Origin of the sequence: Synechococcus sp. FACHB-909 (assembly GCF_014698945.1) — a bacterium.
In the GTDB taxonomy this organism is placed as follows: Bacteria; Cyanobacteriota; Cyanobacteriia; order PCC-6307; family Cyanobiaceae; genus Cyanobium.
Genome location: NZ_JACJTY010000001.1, coordinates 412,765 through 432,214, shown reverse-complemented (window position 1 = coordinate 432,214; position 19,450 = coordinate 412,765). Strand labels below are relative to the sequence as shown.

18 protein-coding genes are annotated in these 19,450 nt (G+C 70.7%); 12 read left to right on the top strand and 6 right to left on the bottom strand.

What is annotated here, in order from left to right; translation table 11 throughout:
* Nucleotides 1–8 precede the first annotated feature (8 nt).
* The 7 genes from H6G99_RS02105 (at nt 9) to H6G99_RS02075 (ending at nt 6,513) form a co-directional block, all read left to right on the top strand.
* Entirely contained in the window at nt 9–539 is a 531-nt protein-coding gene (locus tag H6G99_RS02105) for a hypothetical protein (RefSeq protein WP_190609568.1), read from the top strand.
* 77 nt (nt 540–616) lie between these two features.
* The gene (locus H6G99_RS02100) at nt 617–1,060 is read left to right on the top strand and encodes a DUF2996 domain-containing protein (protein WP_190609567.1); all 444 of its coding nucleotides are present in this window, start codon (nt 617–619) and stop codon (nt 1,058–1,060) included.
* A 103-nt stretch (nt 1,061–1,163) separates the two neighbouring features.
* The gene (gene acsF / locus H6G99_RS02095) at nt 1,164–2,255 is read left to right on the top strand and encodes a magnesium-protoporphyrin IX monomethyl ester (oxidative) cyclase (RefSeq protein WP_190609566.1); all 1,092 of its coding nucleotides are present in this window, start codon (nt 1,164–1,166) and stop codon (nt 2,253–2,255) included.
* Nucleotides 2,256–2,342: 87 nt separating this feature from the next.
* Nucleotides 2,343–3,755 (top strand): TldD/PmbA family protein, encoded by a 1,413-nt coding sequence (locus tag H6G99_RS02090; RefSeq protein WP_190609869.1) that lies wholly within the window; start codon nt 2,343–2,345, stop codon nt 3,753–3,755.
* A 2-nt stretch (nt 3,756–3,757) separates the two neighbouring features.
* Nucleotides 3,758–5,152: a TldD/PmbA family protein gene (locus H6G99_RS02085; protein ID WP_190609564.1), complete on the top strand. Its 1,395-nt coding sequence runs from the start codon at nt 3,758–3,760 to the stop codon at nt 5,150–5,152.
* Entirely contained in the window at nt 5,149–6,207 is a 1,059-nt protein-coding gene (fmt, locus tag H6G99_RS02080; RefSeq protein WP_190609563.1) for a methionyl-tRNA formyltransferase, read from the top strand. Before H6G99_RS02085 ends, fmt begins: the two co-directional genes overlap by 4 nt.
* 108 nt (nt 6,208–6,315) lie before the next feature.
* Nucleotides 6,316–6,513 carry a hypothetical protein gene (locus H6G99_RS02075; protein ID WP_094584704.1) on the top strand — a complete coding sequence of 66 codons (198 nt, stop codon included), beginning with the start codon at nt 6,316–6,318 and terminating at the stop codon, nt 6,511–6,513.
* Between the two features lie 32 nt (nt 6,514–6,545).
* On the opposite strand, the gene H6G99_RS02070 is transcribed toward H6G99_RS02075, so the two are convergent.
* The 4 genes from H6G99_RS02070 to H6G99_RS02055 all read right to left on the bottom strand — a co-directional run bounded on the left by H6G99_RS02070 (nt 6,546) and on the right by H6G99_RS02055 (nt 9,485).
* Nucleotides 6,546–6,743, bottom strand: coding sequence for a hypothetical protein (locus H6G99_RS02070; RefSeq protein ID WP_015108343.1), 198 nt, complete (start codon nt 6,741–6,743; stop codon nt 6,546–6,548).
* Nucleotides 6,744–6,828: 85 nt separating this feature from the next.
* The gene (locus H6G99_RS02065; RefSeq protein WP_286190961.1) at nt 6,829–8,145 is read right to left on the bottom strand and encodes a DEAD/DEAH box helicase; all 1,317 of its coding nucleotides are present in this window, start codon (nt 8,143–8,145) and stop codon (nt 6,829–6,831) included.
* A 175-nt stretch (nt 8,146–8,320) separates the two neighbouring features.
* The gene (locus H6G99_RS02060) at nt 8,321–8,668 is read right to left on the bottom strand and encodes a DUF6464 family protein (RefSeq protein ID WP_094584703.1); all 348 of its coding nucleotides are present in this window, start codon (nt 8,666–8,668) and stop codon (nt 8,321–8,323) included.
* A 13-nt stretch (nt 8,669–8,681) separates the two neighbouring features.
* The gene (locus H6G99_RS02055; RefSeq protein WP_190609562.1) at nt 8,682–9,485 is read right to left on the bottom strand and encodes a TerC family protein; all 804 of its coding nucleotides are present in this window, start codon (nt 9,483–9,485) and stop codon (nt 8,682–8,684) included.
* A 71-nt stretch (nt 9,486–9,556) separates the two neighbouring features.
* On the opposite strand from H6G99_RS02055, the gene H6G99_RS02050 reads away from it, so the two are divergent.
* Nucleotides 9,557–10,420, top strand: coding sequence for a hypothetical protein (locus tag H6G99_RS02050; protein WP_190609561.1), 864 nt, complete (start codon nt 9,557–9,559; stop codon nt 10,418–10,420).
* Between the two features lie 6 nt (nt 10,421–10,426).
* Here the strand turns inward: H6G99_RS02050 and H6G99_RS02045 are convergent, their stop codons facing one another.
* On the bottom strand, nt 10,427–11,293 hold the full coding sequence (locus tag H6G99_RS02045) for a hypothetical protein (protein ID WP_190609560.1): 867 nt from the start codon (nt 11,291–11,293) through the stop codon (nt 10,427–10,429).
* Nucleotides 11,294–11,653: 360 nt separating this feature from the next.
* Between H6G99_RS02045 and H6G99_RS02040 the strand changes: the two genes are divergently transcribed.
* Both H6G99_RS02040 and gap read left to right on the top strand, forming a co-directional pair.
* The gene (locus tag H6G99_RS02040) at nt 11,654–12,766 is read left to right on the top strand and encodes a hypothetical protein (protein ID WP_190609559.1); all 1,113 of its coding nucleotides are present in this window, start codon (nt 11,654–11,656) and stop codon (nt 12,764–12,766) included.
* 30 nt (nt 12,767–12,796) lie between these two features.
* Nucleotides 12,797–13,792: a type I glyceraldehyde-3-phosphate dehydrogenase gene (gene gap / locus H6G99_RS02035; RefSeq protein ID WP_094584698.1), complete on the top strand. Its 996-nt coding sequence runs from the start codon at nt 12,797–12,799 to the stop codon at nt 13,790–13,792.
* Between the two features lie 25 nt (nt 13,793–13,817).
* On the opposite strand, the gene H6G99_RS02030 is transcribed toward gap, so the two are convergent.
* Nucleotides 13,818–14,699, bottom strand: a complete 882-nt coding sequence (locus tag H6G99_RS02030) for a hypothetical protein (protein ID WP_094584697.1) — start codon at nt 14,697–14,699, stop codon at nt 13,818–13,820.
* A 102-nt stretch (nt 14,700–14,801) separates the two neighbouring features.
* On the opposite strand from H6G99_RS02030, the gene mfd reads away from it, so the two are divergent.
* Entirely contained in the window at nt 14,802–18,383 is a 3,582-nt protein-coding gene (gene mfd / locus H6G99_RS02025) for a transcription-repair coupling factor (RefSeq protein WP_094584696.1), read from the top strand.
* Entirely contained in the window at nt 18,380–19,450 is a 1,071-nt protein-coding gene (locus tag H6G99_RS02020) for a glycosyltransferase family 2 protein (RefSeq protein WP_190609558.1), read from the top strand. Before mfd ends, H6G99_RS02020 begins: the two co-directional genes overlap by 4 nt.

Sequence of the window (19,450 nt, the reverse complement as noted above, 5' to 3'; positions counted from 1 at the left end):
TCCGGACCGTGCTGCAACGCCTGCTGCTGCTGCCCCTGCTCTCGCCGCTGCTGGTGACCCTGCTGGTGGCGGCCCTCAACCCCAGCCCCCCCCTGGCCCTGCGGCTGCTGACCTGGCAGACCCCGTCGCTGCCGATCGGCCTGTGGATGGCGGCGGCCGCCGGCGGCGGGGCGGCCCTCAGTGCCGGCGCCACCGCCCTCGCCCTGCGCCAGGGGGGGCGGGCGCCGTTGCGGCGCACGGTCCGTCGCCCGGATCGGCTGGAGGACGACACCTGGAGTGCCCCCTGGGGTGGCCGGTCCGAGGGTCGCGCCAGTGCCACCGCTCCAGCCCCCGCCGCTCCATCGCCCGCTGCCGCCGGCCCCAGCCGCGCCCCCGGCGAGCCGGCGCCGACGGTCTCGGTGCCCTACCGGGTGCTGCACCGCCCGGAGGCCGCCGAATCGGGCCCGTTCCGACCCGAGCCGGCGGTGGCCTCCCGCCCGCCGGCCCCGGCCCCGGCCAGCGCCGATGACTGGGGCCACGACGACGGCGAGGAATGGTGACGCCGGTCGCCGCGACCACCTGCGGCTCCGGGACGCTGCCTAAAGTTCCCGCACCTCCGCGCCCAGGGACCGCACCGGTGACCGAGACCCCCAGCAACACCCCCGACCCTGTCGCCATCTCGCCGGAGGCGAAGACCGCCGCCCCGAAGGCCAAGCCACCCGCCCCTGAGGACAAGCCGTTCGAGGTCTTTGTGCCCGAGCTGCTGGTGCCGGCCCTGGTCAAGGAAATCGAGGCCTACGGCGGCCCGGCCCCTGAGCTGGTGTTCGAGCAGGGCACCATGCCCGTGGTCGGGGCCGACTGCTGGATGGTCCGGGGGCGGCTGCCGGGCGAGCGCCGCTTCTGGCTCTGCTTCACCCGGCCCGACATCAGCTCCGCCAAGACCATCGCCCTCAGCGAGGGGGCCGGCAGCCCCAGCCTGCTGGAGTCGTTCCTGATCGACGAAAAGAAGATGACCCTGTCGCTGCTGGTGTCGCGGGTGGTGCAGCGGCTCAACGGCCAGAAGTGGCTGGGCCCCAACTGAGGCACCTCCCCGTCGGCCGGCTTCACATCCGCGGCTTCACATCCGGACCGATGGCGGGGATCGATGCCTACGATGGCGGCCGAGCTCTCTGAACGCCCGCGCGATGGTGCCTCCCGCCACCCAAGCCCCCACCGCCCCCCGGGTGGGCACCCCGGATGCCCCGGCCATCAAGGACCCGGTGAAGGACACGATCCTCACCCCGCGCTTCTACACCACGGATTTCGACGCCATGGCGGCGATGGATCTGCGGCCCAACGAAGTGGAGCTGGAGGCCATCTGCGAGGAGTTCCGCAAGGACTACAACCGCCACCACTTCGTCCGCGACGACCAGTTCGAAGGCGCCGCCGACAAGCTGGACCCCGAGACCCGTCGGGTGTTCGTCGAGTTTCTCGAGCAGAGCTGCACCTCGGAGTTCTCGGGCTTCCTGCTCTACAAGGAACTCAGCCGCCGCATCAAGGAGCGCAACCCGCTGCTGGCGGAATGCTTCGCCCACATGGCCCGCGATGAGGCCCGCCATGCCGGTTTCCTCAACAAGGCCATGGCCGATTTCGGCCTCCAGCTCGACCTGGGCTTCCTGACGGCCACCAAGGCCTACACCCACTTCCAGCCCAAGTTCATCTTCTACGCCACCTACCTCTCCGAGAAGATCGGCTACTGGCGCTACATCGCCATCTACCGCCACCTGGAGCAGCACCCGGAAAGCAAGATCTTCCCGATCTTCAACTTCTTCGAAAACTGGTGCCAGGACGAGAACCGCCACGGCGACTTCTTCGACGCCCTGATGAAGGCCCAGCCCGACACCGTGCGCGGCTTCACCGCCCGCCTCTGGTGCCGCTTCTTCCTGCTGGCCGTGTTCGCCACCATGTACGTGCGCGACGTCGCCCGCAAGGAGTTCTATGAGGCCCTCGGGCTTGATGCCCGCACCTACGACAAGTACGTGATCGCCAAGACCAACGAAACCTCCGCCCGGGTGTTCCCCGTGGTGCTCAACGTCGAGCACCCCGAGTTCTACGAGCGGCTGGAGAAGCTGGTGCAGAACAACGCCGCCCTTGATCGGGCCGACCGTTTCGGCGCCCCGGCGCCGGTGCGTGCCCTGCGCAAACTGCCCCACTGGTTCGGCAACGGTGTCCAGATGGCACGCCTGTTCCTGATGGCGCCGATCCGCAGCGAGCGCTTCCAGCCCGCCGTGCGCTGAGCCGACCCGCCAGAATCGGCCCAGTTCTCCCTTCGCCGCTTGGTCGTCTCCCCTCCCACCGGCGCACCGGCCGGCACTGCGCTCACCCTGTCCCCGGCGGCCCTCGGGGACCCGGCCTGGCGTTCCGTCCTGGAGCCGCTCCTGGCCTCTGGGCGCTCGGCCGGGGCCGACCTGGTGGAGGTGTTCCTGGAGCGCTCCGACCACCTCGGCCTGCTGGCCGAGCAGGATTCGATCACCAGCGTCAGCCCGGCCTTCGGCGCCGGGGCAGGGCTGCGGGTGTTCCTGGGGGATCGGGACGGTTTCGTCTCCACCAATGACTTGAGCGCCGCCGGCCTGCGGGCCGCCCTTGAGCAGGCCCTGGGCATGCTGGGCCTCGTGCTCCCCGCCCACACCGGCGGGGGCTTTGACGGCCTGCCCGAGCTGCGCGATTTCGCCGCCACCAAGGACGGCTGGCTGCTGTCCTGTCCGTCCCTGGCGGAGGCCACCAGCCGTCTGCTCGAGGGCACCGACCGGCTCCAGGCCCATGGCCAGCACCTGCAGGTGCGTCGGGGCAGCTATGCCCGTGACTGGCAGGAGGTGCTGGTGGCCGCCAGCGATGGCACCTTCGCCCGGGACGTGCGTCTGCACCAGTCGGTGGGCCTCAATGTGCTGGCGGCCGACGGCGACCACCGGGCCAGCCTGGGCCGCCGCTACGGCACCTCCGACAGCCCCGACGACCTGCGTCGCTGGGACGTGGAGGCCGCCGCGGTGGAGGTCTGCAGCAGCGCCGGCACCATGCTTTACGCCGATTACGTCGAGGCCGGCCAGTTCCCCGTCGTGCTGGCCAACCGCTTCGGTGGTGTGATCTTCCATGAGGCCTGCGGCCACCTGCTGGAGACCACCCAGGTGGAGCGGGCCACCACCCCCTTCGCCGACATGGTCGGCCAGCCCATCGCCCACCCCTCCCTCACCGCCATCGACGAGGGCCTCACCGCCGGAGCCTTCGGGTCCCTGGCCATGGACGACGAGGGCATGGAGCCCCAGCGCACCGTGCTGATCGAGAACGGCATCCTGCAGCGCTTCCTCAGCGACCGGGCCGGGGAGCGCCGCACCGGCCACCCGCGCACCGGCAGCGGCCGGCGCCAGAGCCACGCCTTCGCCGCCGCCAGCCGCATGCGCAACACCTACATCGCCGCCGGCCCCCACTGCCCGGAGGATCTGATCGCCTCCGTCGACAAGGGGCTCTACTGCAAGTCGATGGGGGGCGGCAGCGTCGGCCCCACCGGCCAGTTCAACTTCGCCGTCGAGGAGGGTTACCTGATCGAGAACGGAACCCTCACCAAGCCGGTGAAGGGGGCCACCCTGATCGGCGACGCCAAGGAGGTGATGCCCCGCATCTCCATGTGCGCCAACGACCTGGAGCTGGCCGCCGGCTTCTGCGGCTCGGTCAGCGGCAGCATCTTCGTCACCGTGGGCCAGCCCCACATCAAGGTCGACACCATCACCGTGGGGGGACGCTGATCATGGGAATCACCGAATCAGCGGCCGCCAGCCTCGATGCCGAGGTGCTGCGCCAGCGGCTCGACCAGCTGGCCCAGCGTGAGGGCGTCCGTCGCTGGGATCTGGGCGCCTCCTGCAGCACCGATACCTCTGTGCAGGTCGACCGGGGCGAAGCCAAGCAGATGAAGGGCGCCCAGCGCAGCGCCATCACCCTGAGGGTCTGGAACGACGACGGCCTGGTGGGCATCACCAGCACCTCCGACCTCTCCGACGCCGGCCTGGCCCGGGCCCTGGCCGGGGCCCGTGACGCCAGCGCCTACGGCAACGTCGATGAGGTCCCCGACTTCTCCCCTCTGGCCACCGCGCCGCTGCCGGTCCTGGAGCAGCCGCTTCGCCCGGCCGTCAGCATCCTCAGCCTGCTGGACACCCTCAAGGAGGCCGAGCGCGACCTGCTCGGACGCCATCCCGCCATCGGCACGGTCCCCTACAACGGCCTGGCCCAGCGCAGCAGCGACCGGCTCTACATCAACAGTGCCGGCGCCTGCCGCCAGCAGCGCCTCACCACCGCCTCCCTCTACCTCTATGCCCGGGCCGAGGAGGCGGGCCGCAAGCCCCGCAGCAGCGGCGCCGTGCGTCTGGCCTACGGCGCTTCCGACCTCGATGTGGCCGGCTGCGTTCAGGAGGCGGCGGAGCGCACCATCGCCCACCTCGATTACGCCCCCATCGCCACCGGCCGCTACACCTGCGTCTTCACTCCCGAGGCCTTCCTCGACCTGATCGGCGCCTTCAGCAGCCTGTTCAATGCCCGCGCCGTGATCGATGGCGTCAGCCTCAGCCGGCGCGAGTCCCTGGGCGAGCAGCTGGCCGTTCCCTTCTTCTCCCTGCACGACAACGGCCTGAATCCGGCCAACGTGGGTGCGGCCGCCTTCGACGGAGAAGGCACCCCCACCGGTCGCCTGTCCCTGGTGGAGGGCGGGGTGCTTAGGCACTTCCTCCATTCGGAGGCCACGGCCCGGGCCTTCGGGGTCGCCCCCACGGGCCATGCCGGCCTGGGGGCCAAGGTGTCGGTGGGCCCCGACTGGTTCGAGATCGGCCCCACCCCCGGCAGCGATGGCGGTGCCCGGGGCCTCGACCGCTTCGCCTCCGGTGCCGGCGATGGGGATGGGCTGGTGGTGATCGATTCCCTCTCGGCCCTCCATGCCGGCGTCAAGGCCAGCCAGGGCTCCTTCTCCCTCCCCTTCGACGGCTGGCTGGTGGAGGGCGGCACCGCGCGCTCCATCGAGGCCGCCACCGTGGCCGGTGACATCCGCACCCTGCTCAAGGCCATCGTCGGTTTCGAGGGTCAGGCCAAGGTGACCCCCGACGGTCTCTGCCCCCACGTGTGGGTGGAGGGTCTCTCGATCACCGGCGACGCTTGAGGATCCTGTTCTGGGGCACCCCGGCCTACGCCGTGGTCAGTCTCGAGGCCCTGCGGCAGGCCGGCCACAGCATCGTTGCTGTGGTGAGCCAGCCGGACCGGCGCCGGGGCCGGGGCAAGGCTTTGGTGGCCTCCCCTGTGAAGCAGCGCGCCCTGGAGCTGGCTCTGCCGGTGTTCACCCCCGAGCGGATCCGCCGCGATCTTGGCTGCCAGCAGGAGCTGGCCGCCCTGGGGGCGGACCTGTCGGTGGTGGTGGCCTTCGGCCAGATCCTGCCGCCGGCGGTGCTCTCCCAGCCCCCCCTGGGCTGCTGGAACGGCCACGGTTCCCTGCTGCCCCGCTGGCGAGGGGCCGCGCCGATCCAGTGGGCCCTGCTGGAGGGGGATGGCGAAACCGGCGTGGGCATCATGGCGATGGAGGAAGGACTCGACACCGGCCCGGTGCTGCTGGAGCGGCGCCTGTCCATTCCCCTGCTCCAGAACGCCGGCCAGCTTTCGGAACGGCTGGCGTGCCTCACCGGGGAGCTGCTGGTGGAGGCCCTGCCGCTGATCGAGGCGGCGGGTGCGGGGCCTGAGCCGGAGCGGCTTGCCCGCCTCGGGGTGCGTCCCCAGGCCGGAGAAGGGGTCAGTCACGCCCGCCAGCTCACCAAGGAGGACACCCTGGTGGACTGGAGCGGCTCCGCCCTGGCCATCCATCGCCGGGTGATGGGGCTGTATCCCTATGCCTCCTGCCCCTGGGGGGCCGAGCGGCTGAAGCTGCTGGCCACCGAACCCCTCGTTGTTCGTCTGAGGGACCAGCTCACCCCCGCGGCCGCCGCCCTGGCCGACCGCTGGGGCAGCCCCAGCCAGGACGGGACATCAGTGGATGGCTCGTCAGTGGCTGGCCCCGGCACCGTGCTCTCGGTGGTGGAGGGGGAGGGGCTGGTGGTGGCCACCGGTGGCTGCCCTGTGCTGCTGCGCCAGGCCCAGCTGCCGGGACGGCGTCCGAGCGAGGGACAGGCCCTGATCCAGCAGCTGGGGCTGGTGGTCGGTGATCGGATCGGTGTAAATACCCCCTGATCCGCTCTTTCGGCAAGGGGTCTTGACGTTTTGTTCCCTTAGCAGCGTCTCAGTGTTGGACTGCCGACGCAGGCAGTAGACCGAAGTCAGTGAATGGGTGGGGATGTCATGGCCAGTGAGCTTTCCTTCGTCAACAGCACCGGATCCGGCTGCCGGATCTTCCGGGACACGCTGGGCTGCTACGTGGCCAGCCATGAGCGGATCCCGGGCCAGCGGGTGATGAGCCCCACCCTGGCCGGTGCCTATGCGGCCTGCCAGGGGTGGGAGCAGAGGGGCCGGGGGGAGGAGACGTCCGGCGCAGGATGAGCCTGCCGCGGAGGGCGGCCCCAGCCTCCGGTTCAGCTGCCGGAGGCGAGCTCCTCCGGCTGGCGCCGGTGCAGTTCGTGGAGACCTTCCAGCTGGTTGTGGACCGCCACCAGCTGATCACGGATGTGGCGGCTGTTGTCGATGCGCTCCAGCGCGAGAAGCATGCCCTCGATCTGGGCCTTGCAGTCGATCAGCACGCGGCACTGGGTGGATCCGGGTTCGTAGGGCATGTCGGAAGGAGGCAGATCCTCACTTCACCCTAGGGAGGCGGTGGAGGCTGTCACAACCACTGCCATTCCCCCGCTGGGCCCTGGCTCAGCGGGAACCGGTGCGGCGCCGGCCGCGCTCGTGACCCTGTCCCTGCCCGTGGCGGGGGCCCTGGCTGCGGCGTCCCCGGCCACCACTGAGATCCAGGGGCGGCGCGGACAGCACGGTGGGCTCGAAGCCCGCCACCTCCTGGCGGGGCAGGGGGGAGCCGACCAGGCGTTCGATGGCCCGCAGCAGCTCATGCTCTTCGGCCGCCACCAGGGAAATGGCATGGCCGTTCTGGCCCGCCCGGCCGGTGCGGCCGATGCGGTGCACATAGTCCTCGGCCACGTTGGGCAGGTCGAGGTTGACCACATGGGGCAGCTGGTGGATGTCGATGCCGCGGGCGGCGATGTCGGTGGCCACCAGCACCCGCACCTCGCCGCTCTTGAACTCCGCCAGGGCCCGGGTGCGGGCCCCCTGGCTCTTGTTGCCGTGGATCGCCGCCGCCCCGAGGCCCTCCTTCTCGAGACGCTCCGCCAGCCGGTTGGCGCCGTGCTTGGTGCGGGAGAACACCAGCACCTGACGCCAGTCGTTGCTGCGGATCAGATGGCTGAGCAGATCCCCCTTGCGATCCATGTCGCAGGGATGGATCACCTGCTCCACCAGGGGCGCGGCCTGGTTCTCGGGGGTGGCCTGGAGCTGCACGGGGTTGTGCAGCAGGCCGGTGGCCAGCCGCCGGATCTCGGTGGAGAAGGTGGCCGAGAAGAGCAGGTTCTGGCGCTTCGCCGGCAGCAGGGAGAGGATCCGGCGGATGTCGCGGATGAAGCCCATGTCGAGCATCCGGTCGGCCTCATCCAGCACCAGGATCTCGACCCGGTCGAGCCGCAGGGCGTTCTGCTGGTGCAGGTCCATCAGCCGGCCGGGGGTGGCCACCAGCACGTCGGCTCCGCGGCGCAGCCGCTGCATCTGGGGGTTGGCGCTCACGCCGCCGAAGACGACGTCGGAGCGCAGATCCAGGTAGCGGCCGTAGGCGGTGACGCTGTCCGCCACCTGGGCCGCCAGCTCGCGGGTGGGCGTCAGCACCAGGGCCCGCACCACACCCGAGCGGGCATGGGGACCGTGGCGCAGCCGTTCCAGCATCGGCAGGGTGAAGCCCGCCGTCTTGCCGGTACCCGTCTGGGCGGCCGCCATCACGTCGTGGCCCGCGAGCACGGCGGGGATGCACTGCAGCTGGATCGGCGAGGGGCTGCTGTAGCCCTTGGCGGCCACGGCCTTGAGGATCGGCTCCGAGAGGCCCAGCACGGCAAAATCCGTCGCCAGTCCGGCCACCGGTGGGTTGAGCCCGGTGGCGGTGTGGCTGGGGGTGAGGGGATCGGCGGCCATGGAAGCAGCGAGCGGGGCGGCCCCAGGGGCAGCGACCGGCGCGGGGGTGGGGGAGGAGCCGTTGCCGCTGCGTCGGCTCCGGCTGGCCTGGGCCTGGGGCCTGGAATTAGGGGCGGTGATCGGGCGCGAACACGGAGTGGGCATCAGCCTAGGACCGGCCGGCGGCGCCATCGCCTCAGCGGGGCGTGCGGTGGCTGCAGCGCTCGCAGGGGCCCTCCGGCAGCACGGCGCAGCGCAGCAGGGGGCTGCGGGCGTTGAAGCGGCAGTGGGGGTCACCGATCACCCAGCGCCCGTCCCACCAGAGGGCATCCGCGGGCTGTCGCTGGGGCTTCACCTGCAGGGCCACCGTCGCCAGCTCGTAGCGGCCCTGCCGCAGCCGATAGCGGTGGCGGCGCTGCAGCACCAGGAAGCTGCCCTCGCCGACGGTCAGCCAGCGGCCGGGATGGGGGACGTCGCCGAGGTCGTCGATCTCGATCGTGGTGATCAGCCGGTCCGAGTCGATCTGGCGCAGCTCGATCCGCATCGTTCCGCGGGCCTCAGGCGTCGCCGCTGCCCTGCTCGGGCAGGGTCGAGGGCTCCGAGCGCAGGGAGAAACCCCAGGCGAACAGGCCCGCCACCACCAGCAACAGGGCCCATTCCGGCACCTCCACGGCCGGCAGCACCAGGCGCAGCAGCAGCTTCAGCCCCACCAGTCCCACGGCCAGGTAGCCCGCGGTTTCCAGGTGGGGAAAGATCTCCAGCCAGCGCAGGAACAGCTCGGCCGTGAGCCGCAGGGCGAGGATGCCGATCACCCCGCCGGCCATCACCAGCGGCAACCGGTCGGTCACCGCCACCGCCGCGGAGACGCTGTCGAGGGAGAAGGCCAGATCGGTGAGGGCCAGGGTGGCCACGATCGAGCCCAGGGTGGCGCCGTGGTGGTGATGGCCCGGGTTGTGATGGGAGCCGTGGGTGAGGTCGGCTGCCGTCGGGCCCTGGCCCGCACCGTCGCCGTCGTCCGCGCCATCGTCCTTGCCCAGCAGATGCCGGCCGCAGAGCCAGAGCAGGTAGGCGGAGGCCAGCAGCTGCAGGGGCCAGAAGGCGAGCACCTGGCTGGCCAGGGCGATCAGGGCCAGCCGGAAGACCAGGGCCAGCACCAGGCCGAGGTTCAGGGCCATGCGTTGCCGCGCCGGATCGTGCAGCCGCCGGGAGATGGCGGCCAGGGCGATGGCGTTGTCGGCGGAGAGCACCGCCTCCAGCCCCACCAGCAGGACCAGCAGCAACAGCACCTCACCCCACTGGTCCGCTTCCTGCAGCAGGGGCTGCAGCAGGGGCGTGAGGCTCTCCACCGATTCCACTTCCATTCCTGCGGTTCGCTCGGCCGTGGAGGCTGCAAAGAAGCACTCTAGAAAGGGCGTCGGTCCCTCCCGCCCCCATGCACGTTCAGGTCCGACTGCTCCACTGCGACGGCGGCCGCCGCGTCGTGCTGGTCTCGGCCCGGGATGGGGAGCGCTTCCTGGGCAGCGCCCTGGGGGAAGCGGGGGACGCGGAGGAGGCCGAAGACCGTGCCAGGGCCAGGCTCCTGGCCCGCCTCCAGGATCCCGGGCCGGCCGCCGCAGCTCCGGAGCGGGCGCCTTCTCTGCCGGAGCGGGTCTCCGCCTCCCCGACCCCTGCCCCGGTGAAGGACTGTCCGGCTCCCCTTCCGACCCGAACGGTGGCCGCCTCCGAGCCTGGGCTGCCCGCGCCGCCCCAAGCGCCGCCCCCAGCTGCGCCGCCCCCAGTGCCGCCATCGCCCGCCGCGGCTTCTGCGCCACCGGAGCCTGCACCCCTTCCGGCCACACCCGCGCCCCCAGCGCCCCCGAGTCCCGTCGAGGACCCCGAGGACTGGAGTGCCGAACTCACCCACCTGGATCTGCAGCTGCGCCGCCTCGGCTGGGACCGGGAGCGGGAGGCGGCCTATCTGCAGCGCTGCTTCGGTCACCCCAGCCGCGATCGCATCACCGTCTACGCCGATCTGATCGCCTATCTGCAGGCGATCGAGACCCTCGAGCCCGGCTGCGATCCCGCCACGGCGTCGGTGCCGCTGCGTCGGGCCGACCTGCTCGAGCAGTGCAACCTGCTCCTGCAGCAGCTGGGCTGGGACGGCAGCATGGGCCGCAGCTTCCTCGAGAAGCACCTGGGTGTCAGCAGCCGCCAGCAGCTGAAGGACGCCGACCTGCTGCGCTTCAACATGCTGCTGGAGGAGGAAACCCTGCTGGCCGCCGACGGCGGGCCTGCAGCTCCGGGTCTGGAGGGCTGATCCCGGTCAGGGGAGCGGGCCGCTGCCCTGGGGCTCCCTCGCCACACTCAATTCGTGGAAATAGGCCATATCGGCGGGAAGTGCTCGCGGCGCGGTGGATCGGGCCTCCAGGCGCCGCCGCAGGCCCCTGGCCCGCAGGTGATTCCAGCGGGCCAGGAGCTCCCGGAGCAGGGACGCCTCGCGGCCCCGCCGCTGGCTGCCGGCCGCGAAGGCCAGGGCGTACACCAGGGCCAGGAGCAGCACCCGGAGGGTCCGCTGGACGATCGCCCAGAGCTCGGGCCTCCAGGGGGAATGGATGACGTCCCGCGAGCTTCTCAGGGACTCCCGCAGCCGTTCGTTCAGGGTCCGCTTCAGGTCAGGCAGGGACTGGGGACTGTCGCCCAGCCGCAGCCCGGGGCCCTGCAGGACCGCGATCCTCTGCTGCAGATCCTCCACCGACGTGGCGGCTCCGATGGCGCGCTGGAACTCCCCGGCGCGTTCGGTTGCCACCGCCATGGCGCTGCTCTGGCTGCGGGCCACCAGGCCGTAGCCCTGGACGGCGGAGACGGCCTGAAGGGGAATCAGCAGCAGGAATCCGATCACCGCTCCGGTCGCCCAGCGGGCCAGCGCCCGGCGACGGGCCTGGAGACGGAGGTGGTCGGGCTCGAGATAGGCAAGCAGATGGACCAGCCCCAGCCCCACCAGGGCCAGGGGGGCGCCATCCAACAGGGCACTGATCAGGTTCGCGAGCCAGGCCGGTTGCCCGACCGCCATGGGGGGAATCGCGTTCAGCAGCGTCACGACGTAGGTGACGAAAAGGGCCAGGGAGATCAGGGACAGGACATCGGTGACGGTCTGGCGGTGCGGGTGCTGATCCGGATCGTTCAGTGACATCGGGAGGGGTAGGACCCTGTGCAGGCCAATGGCCGACATTGTGGCGGTGGTCGAGGCCTCTGTGGTGAAATCCTGCTGTGGATCTCTGGTCAGTCTCTGGCCCTGGGTATCGCAGATCTCCGAGAGATGCTGCTGAGCGAATGCCGACATCTTCTTGGGGGCGGTGTTAGATTCCCGTCGAACATCCATTGGCTTGATGTCTGCAGAGTACCGCCTGAAAAAGAAGGAAGCATGCCTTCTTCTCGCCTGAATGATTCTCACCTGCATGAAATCAGCAGACCCAGGTCAGCCAGGTTGATGACGTCAGTTCGCCAGCGAACCTCTCCCGCCAGCGAGCCGCCTCTGCTTCGGACCCGGGCCATGGGGGGCCGCCAGGCGCTGATCTGGGGCCTCGGGGTCGCTCTGGCGCTGGCCCTCGGCCACGAACGGCCCGCCCGGGCCAATGGGGCCCAGGCGGAGGGCTTCAACCTGGGGTGTGCCGCCGGCTTCGGTCTGGTGAACATCACCGCCAGCAACGTCGCCTCCAGCCTCGGCACCAGCACCGGTTCCCCCAACCAGCTCAACGGCGGCGCGACGGTCTCGGTCCCGGCGAGCTGCAGCGTCACCCCGCCGTCCCCAGCCCAGCCGGGCAACGGCCATGCGCTGGTGGGCGGTAATGCACGAATCAATGCCGGATCGATCGCCGCCACCCGGATCTTCCGATCCCAGTCCGCCACCGTCACCAACGGCCCCGGCACCACGGTGGTCAGCAATGCCTGGACCGTTCAGGCCGAGGCGGATGCCCTGGCCGTGGCCAGCTACATCGGCGGCATCAACGCCTCGAACTGCACGGTGGCGCTGAGCTCCTGCCGCTACAACGATGCGGTCAACCTGTCCGGCAGTCTCACCCTCACTGGATCGCTGCCCACCACGGGGGGGATCAACTACTACAACGTCACGACCGTCGGCAGAAACGTCGATCTCAATTTCGTCGGCTCGGGCCGTGAGTACTTCGTCTTCAACATGCCCACCAGCCTCACCACCAACCAGGACTGGACGCTGCAGGGGAATGTGGATCCCTCGAAGATCATCTTCAACTTCGCCCGTCCCGGCTCCAACCTCGCCCTGACGGGCTCCGATGTCTTCGGCACCTTCCTGCTCACCGGCGGTGGCACGGCGACCCTGAATCGCTCCGGCAATGGAAATCCTTCGAGCATCACCGGCTCCCTGATCGTCATCAACAACCGATCCGCCCTCAGGTTCGGATCGACGACCGGCGCCAATCGTGTCAACGCCGTGATCAATGGCAGGCCCTTCAACCCCACCGCGCTGCGCAGCGTTCCCGTGCCGGGCCCCCTGCCGCTGCTTGGCGGCGCCGTGGCGTTCGGCTGGAGCCGGCGGCTGCGGCGTCGGTTGCGGCAGGCGAACCCGTTTCATCTGGCGACAATGGCCGGGACGGCTGCGCCGATGGCCGCTGGCTGCGTGCGACGCTGAATCCCCTGTATTGCCTTGGGAGATCCACGGGTGACCATCAGGATCGGCATCAACGGGTTCGGACGCATCGGCCGCCTCGTCTTCCGCATCGCCTGCGGGCGCGATGACATCGAGGTGGTGGGCATCAACGACCTGATTGATGTCGATTACATCGCCTACATGCTCCGCTACGACTCCACCCATGGCCGCTTCGTCGGTGAGGTGGCCATCGACGATGGCGCCCTGGTGGTGAACGGACGCCGCATCCGCATCAGTTCGGAGCGCGATCCCGCAGCCCTGCGCTGGGGCGATGTCGGTGCCGATGTGGTGCTGGAGTCCACCGGCCTGTTCCTGAGTGACGAGCGGGCCCGTGCCCACATCACGGCGGGGGCGTCCAAGGTGGTGATGTCGGCCCCCTCCAAGGACGACACGCCGATGTTCGTGATGGGGGTGAACCACACCACCTATGCGGGCCAGGACATCGTCTCCAACGCCTCCTGCACCACCAACTGTCTGGCGCCGATGGCCAAGGTGCTGCATGACAGCTTCGGCATCCGCGATGGCCTGATGACCACCGTCCACGCCACCACCGCCACCCAGAAGACGGTCGACGGGCCGTCGGTCAAGGACTGGCGCGGCGGCCGTGGGGCCGGCCAGAACATCATCCCCTCCTCCACCGGCGCGGCCAAGGCGGTGGGCAAGGTGATCCCGGCCCTCAGCGGCAAGCTCACCGGCATGGCCTTCCGGGTGCCCACCCCCAACGTGTCGGTGGTGGACCTGACGGTGAACCTGGAGCGGGGAGCCAGCTATGACGCCATCAAGGCCGCCATGCGGGAGGCCGCCGCCGGTCCGATGGCCGGGATCCTCGGCTACACGGAGGACGCCGTCGTCTCGACCGATTTCCTCGGCGAAACCTGCACCTCGATCTTCGATGCCTCCGCCGGCATCGCCCTCACCGACACGTTCGTGAAGGTGGTGGCCTGGTACGACAACGAGTGGGGTTACTCCAGCAAGTGCCTCGATCTGATCGCCCACATCTCCGGCTGATCGCTCCGGCCCCGCCGCCAGCTCCCTAGCCCGTGGCGCGAATGCGGCAATGGGTGCGGATCAGGCTGGCGCCCAGCTCCAGCTGGCGCTGGTTGGCGTAGGCCTCGCGCTCCAGGGCCTTCTCCCAGTCGGAGGCCCCGGCATAGAGGGGATCGTCGAGGTGGAGCTTCAGTTCCGGCGGCACCTCCTGGCTCAGCCCCAGGGTCCTGGGGACGGAGCGGAGGCCGCCCGCCGCACAGCTCTGGGCCACGTGGATCGCCTCGTGGTTGAGCACCTGGGCGAAATCCACGGTGCCCTTGTCCACCACCGCGGGCTTGATCCTCAGGGTGCGGCTGGCGTGGTCCCATTCCCCGGCGGCCCCCGTCTTTTTCGGTGCCGACAGATGCACCTGCACACCGGCCTCCTCCAGGACGCCGAGCAGTTCGGCGATGGCCTGGCGCTTCTCGCCGTGGTCCGGTGGGGAGTCGATCAGGGCCTGCAGCTCATCCACCGAGAGCTCGGGTTCGCCGGCCCGGCGGCGGTAGAGGAAGCGGATGCCACCGCCGGCCAGGGGTTCGGCGGTGGGAATCCATTGGCGGTCGGCCTCCTTGAGGTTCTCGAGCAGGCCCCCCTCGACCAGCGCCATCGGCCGCAGCTGCGGATCGGGGGCGGGATCGAAGCGCTCCAGCAGCCGGGTGGTGACTTCGGGGGCCTGCTGGGGCAGGCTGCCCACCTGCTCCAGCAGGCCCGAGAAGGCGGCCCCCCCCAGCACCAGCGCGGTCACCCCGACGGCCAGGCCCCAGGCACGGCCATGGCGGGGTTTGGGCTCGAGCAGGTCCCCACAGCGCCCGCAGCGGGGAAGGCCCGTGAAGGCTTGCTGCAGCCGCAGGGGACGACCGCGGCAGGTGGGACAACGGAAGCGGGCCATCGCTCGTCAGACCGGCCTCCAGCATGACGGCAAAGAGGCCGGGATGTCGCGGCGGCGTGCGGTGGTTGCGAGGATCGCCACCGGTTCGATCCCCCCGTTGCGATGCCCCTCCACGCCCTCGTGCGCCAGCTGCAGGCCGCGCCGCTCACCGCCGAGGTGAGGGCACGCTGCGGGCGGCCCGAGCGCCTGCGGCTGAGCGGGGCGGGCCGGGCGGCCCGGGCCTTGGTGGCCAGCGCCCTGGCGGGCTGCGGCGAGGCCCCCCTGCTGGTGATCGTGCCGACCCTGGAGGAGGCGGGCCGCTGGGCCTCCCTGCTGGAGCTGATGGGCTGGCCCCTGTGCCAGCTCTATCCCACCAGCGAGGGTTCCCCCTACGAGCCCTTCGACCCCACCAGCGAGATCACCTGGGGCCAGCTGCAGGTGCTGGCCGAGCTGGTGGGCGACGGGGACGGGGCTTCGGGTGCCGGCGCCGGCCGCTTCGCCGTGGTGGCCACCGAGCGGGCCCTGCAGCCCCACCTGCCGCCGCCGCCGCAGCTGGCGGCCCGCTGCCTCACCCTGCGCCGGGGCGACCGGCTGGATCTGGAGCAGCTGGCCCACACCCTGGCCGGACTGGGCTACGAGAAGGTGCCCACGATCGAGCAGGAGGGCACCTGGAGCCGCCGCGGCGACATCGTCGATGTGTTTCCGGTCAGCGCCGAGCTGCCGGTGCGGCTGGAGCTCTTCGGTGAAGACCTCGAAAAGCTGCGGGAGTTCGACCCTGCCACCCAGCGTTCCCTCGATGTGATCGAGCGGGTGCGCTTCACTCCCACCAGCTACGCGCCGCTGGTCGCCGAGGCCCTGCGGGAGCGGATGCCGGACGGGCTGGAGCGGCTGCTGGAGCCCGCCGCCCTCGACCAGCTGCTGGAGGGCGGCACGCCGGAGGGAATGCGGCGGCTGATGGGCCTGGCCTGGGAGAGACCGGCCTCCCTGCTCGATTACCTGCCTGCCGGCACGCTGGTGGCGGTCGATGAACGGCGCCAGTGCCTGGCCCACGGCCAGCAGTGGTTTGACCATGCCGCCGAGCACCACGGCGAGGTGGTGAAGGCCGCCGAAGCTGAGCCGCCCCTGCCCGGCCTGCTGCACCGGCCGATCGCAGCGGCCCTGGCGGAGGCGGAGGCCTTCACCGGCTTCGATCTGGCGGAGCTGCACGAAAGCGACCGCCACCCGAACGATCTCGACCTTTCCAGCCGGCCAGTGCCGGCCCACCCCAACCAGTTCGGGCGCCTGGCGGAGCAGATCAAGGGACACCTGCGGGACAAGGCCCGGCCCTGGATCGTCTCCGCCCAGCCGTCGCGGGCCGTGGCGTTGCTGGAGGAGCACGACTGCGTCACCCGCTTCGTGCCCAACGCCCGCGACTTCCCGGCCATCGAACGGCTGGTGGAGCAGGCCACCCCGGTGGCGCTCAAGCTGCGCGGCACGGCTGAGCTGGAGGGGTTCCAGCTGCCGGCCTGGAAGCTGGTGCTGTTCACCGACCGGGAAATCTTCGGCCAGCACAGCCTGGCTAGCGGCGGCTACGTGCGCCGGCGCCGCAAGGCGGCCAGCCGCACGGTGGATCCCAACAAGATGCTCCCCGGCGACTTCGTGGTGCACCGCAACCACGGCATCGGCCGCTTCCTGAAGCTGGAGAAGCTGGCCATCGGCGGCGAGGCCCGCGACTACCTGGTGGTGCAGTACGCCGACGGCCTGCTGCGGGTGGCCGCCGACCAGCTGGGCAGCCTCGGCCGCTACCGAGCCAGCAGCGACAGCCCGCCGGAGCTCAACCGCATGGGCGGCACGGCCTGGACCAAGGCCAAGGAGCGGGCCCGCAAGGCGGTGGCCAAGGTGGCGATGGATCTGGTGAAGCTCTACGCCGAGCGCCACCAGGCGCCGGGCTTCGCCTTCCCCCCCGACGGCCCCTGGCAGGGCGAACTGGAGGATTCCTTCCCCTACGACCCCACCCCCGACCAGCTCAAGGCGATCGTCGAGGTGAAGCGCGACATGGAGCGGGACCAGCCGATGGACCGGCTGGTGTGCGGCGATGTGGGCTTCGGCAAGACGGAAGTGGCGATCCGGGCCATCTTCAAGGCGGTCACCGCCGGCAAGCAGTGCGCCCTGCTGGCCCCCACCACCGTGCTGGCCCAGCAGCACTGGCGCACCCTGAGCGAGCGCTTCGCCCCCTATCCGCTCAAGGTGGCCCTGCTCAACCGCTTCCGCACCGCCGCCGAGCGCAAGACGATCCTGGACGATCTGGCCAAGGGCAACACCGACGTGGTGGTGGGCACCCACCAGCTGCTGGGCAAGGGCACGGCCTTCCGCCAGCTGGGTCTGCTGGTGGTGGATGAGGAGCAGCGCTTCGGTGTGAACCAGAAGGAGAAGATCAAGGCGCTGCGCAAGGACGTGGACGTGCTGACCCTGTCCGCCACGCCGATCCCGCGCACCCTCTACATGAGCCTCTCGGGGGTGCGGGAGATGAGCCTGATCACCACGCCGCCGCCGCTGCGGCGACCGATCAAGACCCACCTGGCCAGCCTCGATGAGGAGGCGGTGCGCAGCGCCATCCGCCAGGAACTCGACCGCGGCGGCCAGGTGTTCTACGTGGTGCCGCGGGTGGAGGGCATCGAGGAGGTGGCGGGTCAGCTGCGGGCGATGCTGCCGGGGCTGCGGCTGCAGGTGGCCCACGGCCAGATGCCGGAGGGGGAGCTGGAGAGCGCCATGGTGGCCTTCAACGCCGGCGAGGCCGACGTGATGCTCTGCACCACGATCATCGAGAGCGGCCTGGATATCCCCAGGGTGAACACGATCCTGGTGGAGGACGCCCACAAGTTCGGCCTGGCCCAGCTGTACCAGCTGCGGGGCCGGGTGGGCCGCAGCGGCATCCAGGCCCACGCCTGGCTCTTCTATCCCGGCGATGCCTCCCTCAGTGAGGCGGCCCGCCAGCGGCTGCGGGCGATCCAGGAGTTCGCCCAGCTGGGCTCCGGCTACCAGCTGGCCATGCGCGACATGGAGATCCGCGGCGTGGGCAACCTGCTGGGGGTGGAGCAGAGCGGCCAGATGGAGGCGATCGGTTTCGACCTCTACATGGAGATGCTGCAGGACTGCCTGGCCGAGATCCAGGGCCAGGACATCCCGGCGGTGGACGAGACCCAGATCGACCTGCCGGTGACGGCCTTCATCCCGGCCGACTGGATCACCGAGGCCGACGAGAAGATGGCCGCCTACCGGGCCGCCGCCGAATGTGGCGGCAAGGCGGCCCTGGTGGAGCTGGCCGCCGGCTGGGCCGACCGCTACGGCCCGATTCCGGCGCCGGTGCAGAGCCTGCTGCAGCTGATGGAACTGAAACTGCTGGCCCGCCGCTGCGGCTTCTCGCGCATCAAGCCGGAGAAGCCCAACATCGCCCTGGAAACGCCGATGGAGGAACCCGCCTTCCGCCGCCTGCGCCAGGCCCTGCCCCAGCACCTGCACGGCCGGCTGGTCTACCAGGGCGGCACCGGCAGCACCGCCAAGGTGCTGGCCCGGGGCCTGGGGGCCCTGTCCCCCGCCCAGCAGGTGGAGCAGCTGATGGCGTGGCTCTCCGCCATGGCCGGCCAGATCCCCGAGGCCGACGGGCTCACCCCGGAGCAACGGGCCGAGGAGCAGGCGGCGACGAACGCGGCGGTGCTGGTGGTTTGAGCGACCCCGTCGCCACCGCGGCCGACATCGCCGTCATCATCCCGCTGTTCAACGGGGCGGCCTGGATCCGCCAGACGCTGGCGTCGGTGCTGGCCCAGACCCTGCCCGCCCGGGAGATCATCGTCGTCGACGACGGCTCCAGCGACGATTCGATCGCCATCGTCCGCTCCTTTCCCGAGGTGGCCCTGCACCGCCATCCCGGCAAGGGCACCCACCAGACCCGGCAGTTCGGCTTTGAGCGCAGCACGGCGGCCCTGGTCACCTTTCTGGACCAGGACGACCTCTGGCATCCCCGCCACCTCGAGCTGCTCAGCACGCTGCTGCGCGACGATCCGGCGGCCTGCGCGGCGGTGTCCCGCACCCTCACCTACGAAGACGAGCGGGAGCTGCACTTTCCGACACCCTTTCTGGGCCCGGAACGCTTCGACCCCTGGGACAGCTTTCCCTTCCACCGGATCGACACCCCCTCTTTCGTGCTGATCCGGCGCAGCGTCCTCGAGGCCATCGGCGGCTGGCCGGCCCGGAACGCCTGGAGCAGTGATGTGCAGGCCTGGTTCCAGCTGGCCTCCCTCGCCCCGATGGTGCGGAATGCCAGTGCCACCGCCGCCTATCGCGTGCAGCACCGGGAGGCCACCAGCACCCGCTGGCGCCTGGAGCGGGCCCACGAGTACTTCCTCAACATCCGCACAAGCTGCGAGGCCCTCGCCCGCGAGCGGGGCCTCAGCCATCCGGCGGAAGCGGAGCGGCGCCTGCGGCAGTGCCGCATCCTTGAGCCCATGGCGGAGGTGATCGAAGCACTGGAACGGGCTGATCCGGTGCTGATGCGCTCCGCCCTGACGCAGCTCGAAGCCGAGCTGACCCGATCGGAAAGCCCTGGATCGGCCACCCTTGCCGATCTCGTCATCGGCACCCTGAGCTGGTACATGCGCCCGACCCTCACCTCCGGCGACGCCTGGCAGTGGCGCCCTTGGTGCGGACGCTCCACAGGGGCCAGCCCCACACCATCCGGCATCTGGGACGGCTGGTGCCCTTCCACCCGGAGAGTGCCTACCCGACGGCCGTCCTGA

Bases quoted from the DNA above. Each gene is read 5' to 3' on its own strand.
- acsF (WP_190609566.1), top strand. From the start codon at position 1,164: ATGGTGCCTCCCGCCACCCAAGCCCCCACCGCCCCCCGGGTGGGCACC.
- H6G99_RS02085 (WP_190609564.1), top strand. From the start codon at position 3,758: ATGGGAATCACCGAATCAGCGGCCGCCAGCCTCGATGCCGAGGTGCTG.
- H6G99_RS02075 (WP_094584704.1), top strand. From the start codon at position 6,316: ATGGCCAGTGAGCTTTCCTTCGTCAACAGCACCGGATCCGGCTGCCGG.
- H6G99_RS02070 (WP_015108343.1), bottom strand. From the start codon at position 6,743: ATGCCCTACGAACCCGGATCCACCCAGTGCCGCGTGCTGATCGACTGC.
- H6G99_RS02065 (WP_286190961.1), bottom strand. From the start codon at position 8,145: ATGGCCGCCGATCCCCTCACCCCCAGCCACACCGCCACCGGGCTCAAC.
- H6G99_RS02060 (WP_094584703.1), bottom strand. From the start codon at position 8,668: ATGCGGATCGAGCTGCGCCAGATCGACTCGGACCGGCTGATCACCACG.
- H6G99_RS02055 (WP_190609562.1), bottom strand. From the start codon at position 9,485: ATGGAAGTGGAATCGGTGGAGAGCCTCACGCCCCTGCTGCAGCCCCTG.
- H6G99_RS02050 (WP_190609561.1), top strand. From the start codon at position 9,557: ATGCACGTTCAGGTCCGACTGCTCCACTGCGACGGCGGCCGCCGCGTC.
- H6G99_RS02045 (WP_190609560.1), bottom strand. From the start codon at position 11,293: ATGTCACTGAACGATCCGGATCAGCACCCGCACCGCCAGACCGTCACC.
- H6G99_RS02040 (WP_190609559.1), top strand. From the start codon at position 11,654: ATGGGGGGCCGCCAGGCGCTGATCTGGGGCCTCGGGGTCGCTCTGGCG.
- H6G99_RS02030 (WP_094584697.1), bottom strand. From the start codon at position 14,699: ATGGCCCGCTTCCGTTGTCCCACCTGCCGCGGTCGTCCCCTGCGGCTG.
- mfd (WP_094584696.1), top strand. From the start codon at position 14,802: ATGCCCCTCCACGCCCTCGTGCGCCAGCTGCAGGCCGCGCCGCTCACC.